This is a genomic window from Streptomyces longwoodensis, from assembly GCF_001514125.1.
GTDB classification, from domain to species: Bacteria; Actinomycetota; Actinomycetes; order Streptomycetales; family Streptomycetaceae; genus Streptomyces; species Streptomyces longwoodensis.
In genome coordinates this window covers 16912-29408 of record NZ_KQ948553.1, presented here as the reverse complement: position 1 = coordinate 29408, position 12497 = coordinate 16912, and the positions used below count along the sequence as shown (strand labels likewise).

At 73.7% G+C, this 12497-nt stretch carries 10 protein-coding genes; 3 read left to right on the top strand and 7 right to left on the bottom strand.

Annotated features, from left to right (window positions below; translation table 11 throughout):
* Window positions 1–84: 84 nt before the first annotated feature.
* The 3 genes from AQJ30_RS15055 to AQJ30_RS15045 all read right to left on the bottom strand — a co-directional run bounded on the left by AQJ30_RS15055 (window position 85) and on the right by AQJ30_RS15045 (window position 4362).
* Entirely contained in the window at window positions 85–1842 is a 1758-nt protein-coding gene (locus AQJ30_RS15055) for an LCP family protein (protein ID WP_067233653.1), read from the bottom strand.
* Between the two features lie 242 nt (window positions 1843–2084).
* A complete protein-coding gene (locus AQJ30_RS15050; RefSeq protein WP_067234695.1) occupies window positions 2085–3242 on the bottom strand; it encodes an LCP family protein in 1158 nt (385 codons plus the stop codon).
* A 358-nt stretch (window positions 3243–3600) separates the two neighbouring features.
* Window positions 3601–4362, bottom strand: coding sequence for a TIGR03089 family protein (locus AQJ30_RS15045; RefSeq protein ID WP_067233651.1), 762 nt, complete (start codon window positions 4360–4362; stop codon window positions 3601–3603).
* A 122-nt stretch (window positions 4363–4484) separates the two neighbouring features.
* Here AQJ30_RS15045 and AQJ30_RS15040 point away from each other — a divergent pair, with 122 nt between their 5' ends.
* Together AQJ30_RS15040 and manB are read left to right on the top strand one after the other, a co-directional pair.
* Complete coding sequence (locus AQJ30_RS15040) at window positions 4485–5978, top strand: peptidoglycan recognition protein family protein (RefSeq protein ID WP_067234693.1); 1494 nt, start codon at window positions 4485–4487, stop codon at window positions 5976–5978.
* A gap of 124 nt (window positions 5979–6102) precedes the next feature.
* Window positions 6103–7185, top strand: coding sequence for a mannose-1-phosphate guanylyltransferase (manB, locus tag AQJ30_RS15035; protein ID WP_067233649.1), 1083 nt, complete (start codon window positions 6103–6105; stop codon window positions 7183–7185).
* 103 nt (window positions 7186–7288) lie between these two features.
* Here the strand turns inward: manB and AQJ30_RS15030 are convergent, their stop codons facing one another.
* The 4 genes from AQJ30_RS15030 to AQJ30_RS15015 all read right to left on the bottom strand — a co-directional run bounded on the left by AQJ30_RS15030 (window position 7289) and on the right by AQJ30_RS15015 (window position 11296).
* Window positions 7289–8296 carry a DNA-3-methyladenine glycosylase family protein gene (locus AQJ30_RS15030; RefSeq protein ID WP_067233647.1) on the bottom strand — a complete coding sequence of 336 codons (1008 nt, stop codon included), beginning with the start codon at window positions 8294–8296 and terminating at the stop codon, window positions 7289–7291.
* Between the two features lie 87 nt (window positions 8297–8383).
* Window positions 8384–9721, bottom strand: coding sequence for a coenzyme F420-0:L-glutamate ligase (locus tag AQJ30_RS15025; protein WP_067233646.1), 1338 nt, complete (start codon window positions 9719–9721; stop codon window positions 8384–8386).
* The gene (gene cofD, locus AQJ30_RS15020; RefSeq protein WP_067233644.1) at window positions 9718–10677 is read right to left on the bottom strand and encodes a 2-phospho-L-lactate transferase; all 960 of its coding nucleotides are present in this window, start codon (window positions 10675–10677) and stop codon (window positions 9718–9720) included. The genes AQJ30_RS15025 and cofD overlap by 4 nt, the downstream gene beginning before the upstream one ends.
* A 124-nt stretch (window positions 10678–10801) precedes the next feature.
* On the bottom strand, window positions 10802–11296 hold the full coding sequence (locus tag AQJ30_RS15015) for a cysteine dioxygenase (protein WP_067233642.1): 495 nt from the start codon (window positions 11294–11296) through the stop codon (window positions 10802–10804).
* A 725-nt stretch (window positions 11297–12021) separates the two neighbouring features.
* Between AQJ30_RS15015 and AQJ30_RS15010 the strand changes: the two genes are divergently transcribed.
* Window positions 12022–12285, top strand: coding sequence for a WhiB family transcriptional regulator (locus tag AQJ30_RS15010; RefSeq protein WP_003975777.1), 264 nt, complete (start codon window positions 12022–12024; stop codon window positions 12283–12285).
* Window positions 12286–12497 lie beyond the last annotated feature (212 nt).

Here is a 12497-nt window from a genome sequence, read left to right as displayed (position 1 = left end):
TCGCGTTAGACGCGCGGGGCCGCTCTCTCGTTGTACGCAGTCCGCCCCGCGTCTACCTAGACGCGTGGCGGACCGTTTCGGTCACTACTTGGCGCACTCGACCTTGTCCGCCGTGGACTTCTGCACCGTGTCCGGCACCGCGGCCGGCGCCGTCAGCGAGACGCCCGGACCCTTGAAGTCCTTGCCGAGGGTGAGGGTCATGGTCGGCAGCCCCTGGGCATTGGTGACGCTCCGGCCCGGCTTCAGCGCCGTACCGGGCAGCCCCATCACGGCGGCCAGCTTGCGTGCCTGGGCCGCCTGGTCGGGGGCGTACTCGAGGGTGGTGCTGCCCAGCTGCGCCGGGGCGTTGCCCGCGTTCTCCGACTTGGTCACGCCCGCATCGTTCTGCAGCCAGCTGAGAGTGGACTGTGCGCTGCCGGGCGCGGCCCCGCCGTTGAGGATCCGCACCCGCACCTCGGACGCCGCGGACCGGGTGCCCTTGAGCCGGGCGGCGGCCGCGGCGGCGGCCGCGTTCTTGGAGGCCTGCGCCTTCTTCTTCACCGCCGTGAAGGAGACGTCGTCCTTGATCATCTGGAAGACGGTGGGTGCCGTGCTCGCGTTGAGCACGACGGTGGCCTTCACCTTCTCCGCCGGGTTGTCGACGACCGGGACGGTGGTGAAGGTCAGGTTCTTGGTGTTGAGCTTGCCCAGCTCCATCCCCAGGTCCTTCAGCTTGTCGATGCTGTCCAGCTGGGAGTCGACCGTGAGCGCCTTGGTGCCCGCCTCCGCCAGCTTGATCATCTTGGTGGGGCTGGTCAGGGTGTCGTTCGACTTCAGCTTGCGCATCAGCGCGCTGAGGAACTGCTGCTGGATCTGGATGCGGCTCAGGTCGCCGCCGAAGCCCACCGAGTGCCGGGTGCGCACGAACGCCAGCGCCTGCTCGCCCTCGATCTCGTGCGTGCCCTTGCTCAGCTTCAGGTGCGAGTCGGCGTCGTCGATGTCCTTGGCCAGGCACACCTCGACCCCGCCGACCGCCGTGGTCAGCGTCTTGACCGCGTTGAAGTCGGCCACCATGAAGTTGTCCGGGGTGATCCCGGTCAGCTCGGTCACCGTGCGCATCGTGCAGCTGGGGGTGCGGCCGTCCTGGCCGAGGCTCGTGTTGAACCGGGCCCCCTCCGTGCCCTTGATGACCTTGGTGGAGCCGTCCTCCTGCTCGGTCGGGCAGTCCGGGACGTCCACGATCAGGTCGCGCGGGATGCTCAGCGCGGTCGCGTTGGTGCGGTCCTTGGAGACGTGCAGCAGGATCGTGGTGTCCGCGTGGCCGACGCTGCCCGCGTCGCCGTAGCCCTCGTTGCCCGCGCCCGTGCGCTTGTCGGTGCCGATCAGCAGGATGTTGATGGCCTTGTCCTTGTTGAAGCCACCGGTGCTCGCGCCGTCGTCGGAGACCGACTTGATGTTGCCGTTGAGGTGCTCCAGGTACAGGTAGGCGGCGCCCGCGGTGCCCACCAGCACGAACGCCATGATCCCGCCGGTCCACAGCAGGACCTTCTTGGTCTTCGCCTTCTTCTTCACCGGCCGGCGGCCGCGCCGGCCCGGCGGCGGTTCCTGCGCGGGGGCGCCCCGGCGCCTGCGCTGCGGCGGCACCTCGGGCTCCGTCGCGTCCCGGTCGGGGGCGGTCGTACGGCCGCGGGTCCCCCGGCCCGACGAGCCGGTCCGGCCGGGGGCGGCCGCCCGCGGTCCGGGGACCGACGGTTGCGCTGCGGAAGGAGCCAGTCGCAGTTCGTATTCGCCGGTGTCCGGATTGAGCACCCACTGGTCTGCGGGGTCGATGTTCTCCGCCCGCCCACGGCCTTGCGCGTCCACGGTTGTCCGAATCCTCCGTAGGGGCCACGCGGCGCCTTCCCCCCTCAAAAGGCGCTCGGGTCTTGTCACACAGTGCACGACCCCAGGACGGACCTCTGGCCGGGTGCACCGGATCGCTCACACTATCCGGCCGGTACGCCGTCGAGCGACGACGGTGACACATTCCACGTCCCTACAAGCGGGCAATACGCCGCATTTCCCTGAACCCCGGTTCTTCCGTTGCGCTGCGCTTGGGCGGGCCTTTACCCGCAGATGTCGTCGGCGGCGGTCCGGCCGCGGAACGCGGCGGCGGACTTGTCGGCCGCCTCCCGTGCCGAGGCCGCGCTCACCGCGATGGGCTTGTCGGTGCGCAGCCGCCGGAACAGGTCCTCCGCGGCCGGCTGCACGAGCTGGTCGCGGTTGGCGTTGTAGACGTACGCCTCCCTCGGCACGGTCAGGAAGCGGACCCGTGAGGCGGGGATGTCGCGCAGGCCGCGCACCAGGTCGTACAGGCCGTGCAGGCTCGCCAGCGCCGGGTCGGTGGTCAGCGACGACGTCGCCGCGTCCAGCACCGGGTAGAGCTTCACCGGGTTCAGCAGGACGTCGTTGCCGCGCACCTTGGTGACCAGCGCGGACAGGAACCGCTGCTGGCGGTCCATGCGGTCGGTGTCGCTGCCGTTGCCGAGCGACTTGCGGGCCCGCACGTAGCCCAGGGCCTGCTCGCCGTCGAGGGTGACCCGGCCGGCCGGCAGCCGCAGCTTGGCCGCCTTGTCGTCGATGGGCTCGTCCAGGCAGACCTCGACGCCGTCCACCGCGTCGACCATGTCCTTGAACCCGCTGAAGTCCACCACCACGTGGTGGTCCACCCGCACGCCGGTCAGCTTCTCGACGGTCCGCACGGTGCACGCCGAGCCGCCCGTCTGGAAGGCGTAGTTGAACATGGCGAACATCGGCTCGCCCCGGCTGCCGTCGCGCCGCCGGCAGGCCGGCACGTCCACCATCAGGTCCCGGGGGAGGGAGACGGCCGTGGCGGAGCGCCGGTCCGCGCTGAGGTGGAGCAGGATCGTGGTGTCCGAGCGCTCCGTCCCGGAGTCCTTGCCGTACTCGCCGTTGCCGGCGCCCGCCCGCGAGTCCGACCCGATCAGCAGGATGTTCTGCGCGCCCTTGACCAGCGCGGTGGGCCGCTCCTTCTCGTACCGGGCGAGCTCGCGGGCGGCGGCCTCGTCGGGGGTGATGTTGGCGCTGAGCTTGGCGTAGACGATCGACCCGGCGACCGTGACGCCGATCAGCACCACGGCGGCGCCGAGGGCCCCGCCGTACAGCCAGCGGCGGCGCCGGCGGCGTGCGAGCCCGGCGCGGCTGGCGTGGGCCCCGGTGGGCGGACCCGTCCGGGGCCGCGGGGACCGCCGTCCGTCGACCACACCCGCCACCACCCCTCACGTCGTCCACGCGGTCAGTGCGGAGTTCTGCGCTTCGATCATTCACCGGGGTGGGGTGGGGTGGGGGCGTGGGATGGGCCGAACGGGTGACGGGCCCTGCCGGGGGTGCGGGTGGGCGGGGGCGGTGAGGGGGCGCGGGGTGGTCTGCCGGGTGCGGGTGCGTGGGGGCTGGTCGCGCAGTTCCCCGCGCCCCTTTGGGTGGGGCGGGTCGTCGTCGGTCGTGTGCGGGTGGGTGGGGGCTGAGTGCGCAGTTCCCCGCGCCCCTGGAGGTGGGGCGGGCTGTCGTCGGTCCGATGCGGCCCGTGGGGGCTGGTCGCGCAGTTCCCCGCGCCCCTTTGGCCTACGTGCGGGCCGTCGCCGTGACGCGTTCGGTGTCGATGCGGCGGGTGAGGGTTTCCTCGGTCGCCTGGTCCAGGTGGCGGCACAGCACCACCGAGCCGCCGCTGGCGAGCGGGGCGTACAGGCCCGCGCTCAGGCCCTCCCAGGTGTCGTAGCCCCGCCCGGACAGCAGGCGCGAACCCGGGCCGAGCAGCCCCAGCGCCTCGGCCTCGCCGCGGGCCCGTTCCACGATCTCCGCGCCGGTGTACTCCGCCCCGGCCACGATCAGGGCCGGCTCCTCCGGGTCGACCGGCGCGTACGGCACGAAGCGGTCGCCGTACGTCGGCACCTCCACGGCGTAGTCGGCGTACCCCTGTGGCGGCGCCGGCACGAAGCGCCGGCCGAGCGGCGCCAGGGACAGCGCGTACCGCTCGCCCTTGCAGGCCCGGCCCGCCTCGATGCCGTCCGGCCCGGCCACCACGAAGTCCGCCCGGGCGGGATCGCCCGCGACGTCCGCGACGACGCCCACCGACGAGCACGCCACCAGCCACACCGCCGTCTGCCAGTGCGCGGGCAGCAGCAGCGCGACCCGGTCGCCGGGCTCGGCGGACATCCCGTCCTGGAGGAGGTTCGCGGTCTTGGCCACCCAATTGGCGAAGGTGGCCACGGACAGTTCGACCCGTTCCCCCGTGGCGTCGTCGTAGAAGGTCACCAGCGGGCGCGCGGGGTCCGCGGCGAGCGCGGAACGCAGCAGGTCGGCAGGGGTGCGATCGGTGGCAGTCACCCGCGCAAGCGTACGCCGCCCCCGCCCGCCCCACCCGCGCCACCGCCCGGCGGGGGGCCACCGGTTCGGCGGAACGGCGCCCGACTGACCGTCAAGTCACCGATGGACAGATATGTATGACCATGTCCAAGATCAGGGGCATGCACGGATTGCTTGCTACCTCACTCGGTGTCACCTGTGCGGCCGCCCTCACCCTGCCCCTGGCGCCACCCGCCGGCGCGGCGCCGGAGCCCCCGGCACCGATGGCGGAGGCGGCGGCCGCCGTGGCCGGGGCCGCCCGCCCGGACCCGCCCCAGGTGCCCGGCGCCCCGCCCCGCGCCGCCTCGGCCACCCCCGACCTCCCCGGCAGCACCCAGTCCCTGCCCCTCGCCCCGCTGGCCCGCGACCGGGCCCTCGGCGGCGCGGGCGACCAGGGCCTGCCCCGCCGCGACGTACGGCACTTCTCCCTCCTCGGCGTCGTCTGGAACGACCCCGACACCCCCCTGCACGGCCGCGTCCAGGTCCGCACCCGCGCCGCCGGCACCCACGCCTGGTCCGGCTGGCAGGACCTGGAGACCCACAACGACGACCACGGCGCCGACCCCGGCACCGCCGAACGCACCTCCGGCCACGTCCGGGCCGGCACGGCCCCCCTGTGGGTCGGCGACTCCGACGGCGTCGAGGTCCGCGTCCACGGCGAGGACACCGACCGGCACGGCCGGACCGGCGCGACCCGGGCCGCGCTCACCACGCCCGGGGCCGCGGCGGCGCTCCCGAAGGGCCTGCGCCTGGAACTGATCGACCCGGGCACCGAGGACACCCGCGCCGTGCACCTCTCCGCCGAGGCCGCCGGGACCCGGCAGATCCGGCCGGCCGCCCTGGACGCCGAGGCGCGGGCGGCCTCCGCGGCCAACGCCGACCTGGCCCCCGTGGGCGCCCTGGAGATCCCCGCGCTCGACCGCGCGCAGACCCGCAGCGAACTGCTCTCCCTGCGCTCGGGCCGGCTGACGGCCGCTCAGAAGGCGAAGCCCTACATCGGCCCGCGCCCGGGCATCGTCACGCGCCGCGGCTGGGGCGCCGACGAGAAGCTGCGAGAGAAGTCCTTCGTCTACACGTCGAAGGTCAAGGCGGCCTTCGTCCACCACACCGCGTCGGGCAACACGTACAAGTGCTCCCAGGCCCCCTCGCTCATCCGCGGTATCTACCGCTACCACGTCAGGAGCATGGGCTGGCGGGACATCGGCTACAACTTCCTCGTCGACAAGTGCGGGACCATCTACGAGGGCCGGGCCGGGGGAGTGGCGAAGGCGGTCCTGGGCGCCCACACCCTCGGGTTCAACACCAACAGCATGGGCATCGCGGTGATCGGCACGTTCGGCAGCACCAAGCCGCCCGCCGCCGCGGTGACGGCCGTCGCCCGGCTGACGGCGTGGAAGCTGGGCCTCTACGGGGGCAATCCGAAGGGCAAGACATACCTGAAGTCCGGCGGTGGCAACCTCTACCGCAAGGGCAAGAACGTACGGCTCAACGTCATCTCCGGCCACCGCGACGGCTTCGCCACCGAATGCCCGGGGCGGCAGCTCTACGGCAAGCTCGGCACGGCCCGCTCGTCGGCGGCGCGCCTCCAGGGGCGCTGAGACCGGGGACCGGGACCGGCGTGCCGGGAACCGCACGGCCGTCGACGGCGTCGCACACCGGTCTGCATACACTGACCGGCCGAAAGACAGTTCGGCCGGTCCCGGCAGGAAGCGAAGACGACAGGTGACAGAAGCGATCCTCCTGGTCGGCGGCAAGGGCACCCGGCTGCGCCCGCTCACGGTGCACACGCCCAAGCCGATGGTGCGGGCGGCGGGGGTGCCGTTCCTCACCCACCAGTTGGCGCGGGCGAGGGCCGCGGGCGTCGACCACATCGTGCTCGCCACGAGCTACCTCGCCGAGGTCTTCGAGCCGCACTTCGGCGACGGCTCCTCGCTGGGCCTGCACCTGGAGTACGTGACCGAGGAGGAACCCCTCGGCACGGGCGGCGCGATCCGCAACGTCGCCTCCCGCCTGCACTCCGGCCCCGACGACCCGGTCCTGGTCTTCAACGGCGACATCCTGACCGGGCTGGACATCCGCCGTCTGGTGGCCACCCACGAGGAGACCGGGGCGGACGTCTCGCTGCACCTGACCAAGGTGACGGACCCGCGTGCCTACGGCCTGGTCCCGACGGACGCCACCGGCCGGGTGCTGGCGTTCCTGGAGAAGCCGACCACGCCCGAGGAGATCGTCACCGACCAGATCAACGCGGGCGCCTACGTCTTCCGCCGCTCGGTCATCGACACCATCCCCACCGGCCGGCCCGTCTCCGTCGAGCGCGAGACCTTCCCCGACCTGCTCGCCGCCGGGGCGCACCTGCAGGGCATGGTCGACTCCACCTACTGGCTGGACCTCGGCACCCCGGCCGCCTTCGTGCGCGGCTCGGCGGACCTGGTCCTCGGCCGCGCCCCGTCCCCGGCGGTGCCGGGCCGCTGCGGCGACCGCCTGGTCCTGCCGACAGCCATGGTCGCCGCCGACGCGAAGCTGACCGGCGGCACGGTGGTCGGCGAGGGCGCCTTCGTCGCCGGCGGCGCCCGCGTCTTCGGCTCCACCATCCTCCCCGGCGCCGTGATCGAACCCGGCGCGGTCATCACCGACTCCCTCATCGGCACCCGCGCCCGCGTCGGCGAACGCTCCGTCCTCACCGGCACGGTCATCGGCGACGGCGCGGTCGTCGGCGCGGACAACGAACTCCGCGAGGGAGCGAGGGTGTGGTGCGACGCGAGGATCCCGGCGGGCGCACTGCGCTTCTCACCCGACCGGTAGTCACCCCAGCCCGTCCGGCGTTTGAGGACGAGGCCCGTTCAGGGCCGAAGGGGGGTCTGGGGGCACAGCCCCCAGCAGCCGGCCGGCAACGAGCGCCCCCGCGTCACAACCCCCGGATGTCGCCGACAGGCATCCGCGGGGCCCGCCGCGCCGGCACCGCCCCACTCAGCAGGATCAACCGCGCGGCCCGATGCCGCTGCCCCGCATACGGCTCCAGCAAGCGCAGCATCACCGCATCGTCCGCGTGCCGGTCCCCCGCCAGCGCCCACCCCACGATCCCCGGCAGGTGCAGGTCCCCGGTCGTCACCTCGTCCGCCGCCCCGTGGCTGCGCTGCACCGCCTCGGCCGACGTCCACGGCCCGATCCCCGGCACCACTTCCAGCCGCGCGCGAGCCTCCCGCGGCTCCATCCCCACCGCCTCCTCCAGCCGCGCGGCGACCCGCACGGCCCGCAGGATCGTCGAGGCCCGCTTGTTGTCGACGCCGGCCCGGTGCCACTCCCACGACGGGATCAGCGCCCAGGTCCGCGGCGCGGGCATCACCCACAGCCGCCCCCCGGCCGCGGGCCCCGGCGCCGGCTCGCCGAACTTCCGTACGAGCAGCCGCCACGCCCGGTACGCCTCGTCGGTCGTCACCTTCTGCTCCAGGACCGACGGGATCAACGACTCCAGCACCAGCCCGGTCCGGATGAGCCGCAGGCCGGGCCGCCGGTGCCGTGCGTGGGCCAGCAGCCGGTGCCGGGGCACGAACGCGGACGGGTCGTCGGCCGCCCCCAGCATCTCCGGCAGCCGGTCGAGCAGCCAGTCGGCCCCGGGCCCCCACGCCTCGCCGCGCACGGCACCGCCGTACGCCGACACCCGCAGGGTCCCCGGGCCGGCGGGGGTGAGGCTGGCCCGCCACACGGAGCCGTCGGGCATCGCCCGGAACGTCGGGTCGGCGGGCCCCCGCCGCAGCGGCCCGAGCACCAGCCCGAGGTCGAGGGGCCCGTCGGGCGCGTACGTCCGCACCCGCCCGGCGGACGGCGCGGTCGCCGCCGGCCGGGCCGCGGGCACCACGACCTCGCCGCCGCGCGCGGTGGTGCGCGTGGGCCGCGGAGCGAAACGTCCAGCCACGGATGAGGTCCCTAGGAGAGCGAGGAAGGCAACCCCACGAGCGTAAGCGCACCCGCGACCGGAACCACCCCCCGCGTCCCTCCCGTCTCAGCGGACCTCGATGAACGCCTCCGCGTCCCGCTCGGCCCGGGGCCGCGGTTCCTCCGCCGGGCGCCCGACGGCCACCGCCCCCATCGGGTCCCAGTCGTCCGGCAGCCCCAGCACGTCCCGTACGACGTCCCGGCAGAACATCGTCGACGACACCCACGCCGAGCCCAGCCGCTCCCCGGCCAGCGCGACGAGGAGGTTCTGCACGCCGGCCCCGGCGGCCACCACGAACATCTCCCGCTCGGCGGTGTCCCGCCGGGCGTCGCCGTAGGTGTGCGAGCCGTCCATGACCAGGCAGGGCACCACCAGGTAGGGGGCGTTGCGCAGGACGTCCCCGCGCCGGACCCGCCGGGCGATCGACTCCTCGCTCCTGCCGTCCCGGCGCAGGTCCGCGATCCAGGCGTCGCGCATCGCGTCGAGCAGCCGGGTCCGGGACTCGGCGGACTCCAGCAGCACGAACCGCCACGGCGTCGTGTGGTGCGGGGCGGGCGCCGTCACGGCCGCGGCCACCGCGCGCCGTACCGCGCCGGGGTCGACGGGGTCGTCGGTGAAGGCGCGCACCGTGCGGCGCTGGGTGACCGCGAGCCGCACGGCCTCGGAGGTGCCGAGGCGGAACATGTCGTCCTGCGCCCCGCGGACCATGGCCCGGGCGCCGTCGTCGTCCGCGTGCGTGCCGTCGTGGTCCCCCTCGCCGGGGGTGACGACGTGCGGCAGCCCGCGGACCACGGCCACCGGCCGTCCGGCGGCCTTGCCCTTGACCAGGTCACCGGCGGCGGCCAGTTCGTCCGCCGTCGCCACGACCGTCGCGCTGAGCGGGTTGCCGTACGCGTCCGTGCCACCGCGCAGGTCGTCCAGCACGCGGACGCCGGCGGCGCCGATCGCGACATCGGTGAGGCCCGCGCGCCAGGGCCGCCCGAAGGTGTCGGTGACGACCACGCCGACGTCGACGCCGAGGGCGTCCCGCAGGCCCCGGCGGACGGCCCGCGCGGAGGCGTCGGGGTCCTCGGGCAGCAGCAGGACGGTGCCGGCGGGCGTGTTGGAGGCGTCGACCCCGGCGGCGGCCATGACCAGGCCCTGCCGGTTCTCCACGATCCGCAGTGTCCCGCGCCGGGCGACGACGCGCACGGTCTCCGCGTCGATCGCGGCCTCCCGGTCGGCGGCCTCGACGATCCGCCCCTCCGCCTTGGACACGATCTTCGAGGTGACCAGGACGACGTCCCCGTCGGCGAGCCCCGGCTCCGCCGTGGCGATCAGCTTGGCCAGGTCGTCCCCGGGCCGCACCTCGGGCAGCCCGGACGGCGCCCAGACCCGGTACTCCTGCGCGGCGGGCCCGCTCACGCTCCCCGCACCTCCTCGGCCAGCGCCAGCGCCTCCCGGGCCATCCGCTCCGTGGCGTCGAGGTCCGTCATCATCAGCGGTACCGCCCGGCACCGGATGCCGGCCGCCTCGACCCGCTCGACTGTGCCCGCGTCGACGGTGTCGACCAGCCAGCCGTCCAGCAGCCCGGAGCCGTAGTGCTCGGCGACCGCCGCGGCCGTGGACTCCACGCCGACGGCGGCGAGCACCTTGTCCGCCATGCCCCGTACGGGCGCGTCCCCGACGATGGGGGACAGCCCGACCACCGGCACGCCCGCGTCGGCGATCGCCTCGCGGATGCCGGGCACGGCGAGGATCGTGCCGACGGACACGACGGGGTTCGACGGCGGGAAGAGCACGACGTCCGCCTCGGCGATGGCCTCCAGCACGCCGGGCGCGGGCTTCGCCTGCTCGGCGCCCACCGGCACGACCGCCTGGGCCGGCACGGACGCCCGCAGCCGCACCCAGTACTCCTGGAAGTGGATCGCCTTGCGCTCCCCGTCCAGTTCGACGGCGACGTGCGTCTCGACCCGGTCGTCGGTCATCGGGATCAGCCGCACGCCCGGCTGCCAGCGGTCGCACAGCGCCTCGGTGACCGCGCTGAGCGGGAACCCGGCGCCGAGCATCTGCGTCCGCACGATGTGCGTGGCGAAGTCGCGGTCGCCCAGTCCGAACCACTCCGGTCCGACGCCGTACGCGGCCAGTTCCTGCTTGAGGTGGAAGGTCTCGTCCGCCCGTCCCCAGCCCTGCTCCTCGTTGATGCCGCCGCCGAGCGTGTACATCACCGTGTCGAGGTCCGGGCAGACCTTCAGCCCGAAGAGGTGGATGTCGTCCCCGGTGTTGCCGATGACGGTGACGTCCGCGTCGGGCGCGGCCCGCTTCAGACCACGCAGGAACCGGGCACCACCGATGCCGCCTGCCAGAACCACAATGCGCATGGCCCCAAGTCTTGCAGGCCGGTGGGACAACACGGGGGGCGGTGACCGGTCACGGTCACCCGGCGGTGCGGTCGCGGCCCTCCGGCGGTGACCGGCCCGCGCCCGCGGGCGCACGGCTCGCGGGTCAGGCGGTGACCGGACTCGCCTCGCAGCGGGCCTCGGTGTGCATCGGCATCTCCGTCAGCCCCGGGAAGTACACGTGCAGGCTGACGGCCGGCTCCAGCGCGTCGTTGACGACCTCGTGCACGTAGCCCGGCGCGAACACCCGCTGGTCGCCCTCGCGCAACGCGCGCGTGTCGCTGCGGGTGTGCTCGGTCAGGGTGCCGGACAGCACGGTCAGCACGCCCGAGGAGCGGCCGTGGTCGTGCGAACCGCTGCCCTGGCCGGGCACCCAGGACAGCAGCCACACCTCGTAGCCGGGACCCGTGCGCAGCCGGTGGTACCAGCGCGTGGTGGCGTCGTAGCGCACCAGGTGCGCCCACTGGGAGCGGTCGGCGGCGATCGAGCGGGCGAGACCGGCGAACTCGGCGACGGTGGCCGGGTGTTCGCGGGGGGTCTGGAGCAGGTGCGGGACCTCGAGGATGTCGCCGGCGATCTGGAGGTCGCTGTCGCTGTTCATGGGTGCGGTGGTTCCTCGGCGGAGTGGGGGGTCGGCTGGGTGTCGCGGTGCCGTCCGCCCGGGTCACGGGGGACAGGTGGGCCCTGGTGGGGGCGGGGAACAGACAGCCGAGTCGCGGTGGACTCAGGGGAGGGTCAGCCGGAGCGCGGTCGGCTCAACAGCTGGAACAGCAACAACAGCTACGGCGAGCGCGGGCAGCACCGTCGGACCCGGCGGAGCGGGTCGAGGTGGATGCCAAGTTCGCGAGCATGCCCACAAGGACAGCGGTTCACACCCGGGGTGTCAACTCGGCACCCGGAATGTGGGACGAGTTTCACCTCATCCGGTCCACCTGCCAGGTGAAAGGTTTGTGCACCGGGAACCGGGGACACATGCGCCACATGCCGGGCGCAAGCCCCGTTGCGATCCCGTGATCCGACTGTGATCCGGTTCGCTTCGGCGCGCGCGTCGGAACGGGATCGATCCCCAGGACGTCCTCCTCCGTACAGGCCCCCGCGGGGGCCGAGCCGGGGAGGAGGCCCTCGGGGGTCCCTCTCTGCGTGTCAAGGTTTATGCCGATTTGAACACTTAACGCATGGCCTTGGTTCCGCAGAGTGAATAAGGGGCCCAATAGCAGATCTCGGCTTGACTCGCCCGGAGCAGCACACTTGTAATTTCACTCGTGTCGTTCAGCCGGGATCGGTAACGGCAACGTCACGGGGACGCGAAACGGACGAGGGGCGCACATGACCGAGCTGGTGCAGCAACTGCTGGTCGACGACGCGGACGAGGAACTCGGCTGGCAGGAGCGCGCACTGTGCGCCCAGACCGACCCCGAGTCCTTCTTCCCTGAGAAGGGCGGCTCCACCCGCGAGGCGAAGAAGGTCTGCCTCGCCTGCGAAGTCCGCTCCGAATGCCTCGAGTACGCCCTCGCCAACGACGAACGCTTCGGCATCTGGGGCGGTCTGTCCGAAAGGGAGCGGCGCCGCCTGAAGAAGGCGGCGGTCTGACCCCGGGGCGCCGTCCCCGCGCGCGTACCGCGCACATCGAGGGCACTGCCCGCGTCCGCACACCGGTGCGAACGGCCCGTGGCCCGTGGGTTGTCCACAGGCGGCGGGCCGTCGTCATGCCCAGCCGATAGTGTGGGCGCTCGTCCGAGACGCCCCGCCGTGCGCACGCGGCACCGGCGTCCACCGCAGTCCATCGAACCGGGGCCCGTACC

What these genes read in the sequence shown, in the direction of transcription:
- AQJ30_RS15010 (WP_003975777.1), top strand. Translation starts at nt 12,022, where the DNA reads ATGACCGAGCTGGTGCAGCAACTGCTGGTCGACGACGCGGACGAGGAA.
- cofD (WP_067233644.1), bottom strand. Translation starts at nt 10,677, where the DNA reads ATGCGCATTGTGGTTCTGGCAGGCGGCATCGGTGGTGCCCGGTTCCTG.
- AQJ30_RS15040 (WP_067234693.1), top strand. Translation starts at nt 4,485, where the DNA reads ATGTCCAAGATCAGGGGCATGCACGGATTGCTTGCTACCTCACTCGGT.
- AQJ30_RS15015 (WP_067233642.1), bottom strand. Translation starts at nt 11,296, where the DNA reads ATGAACAGCGACAGCGACCTCCAGATCGCCGGCGACATCCTCGAGGTC.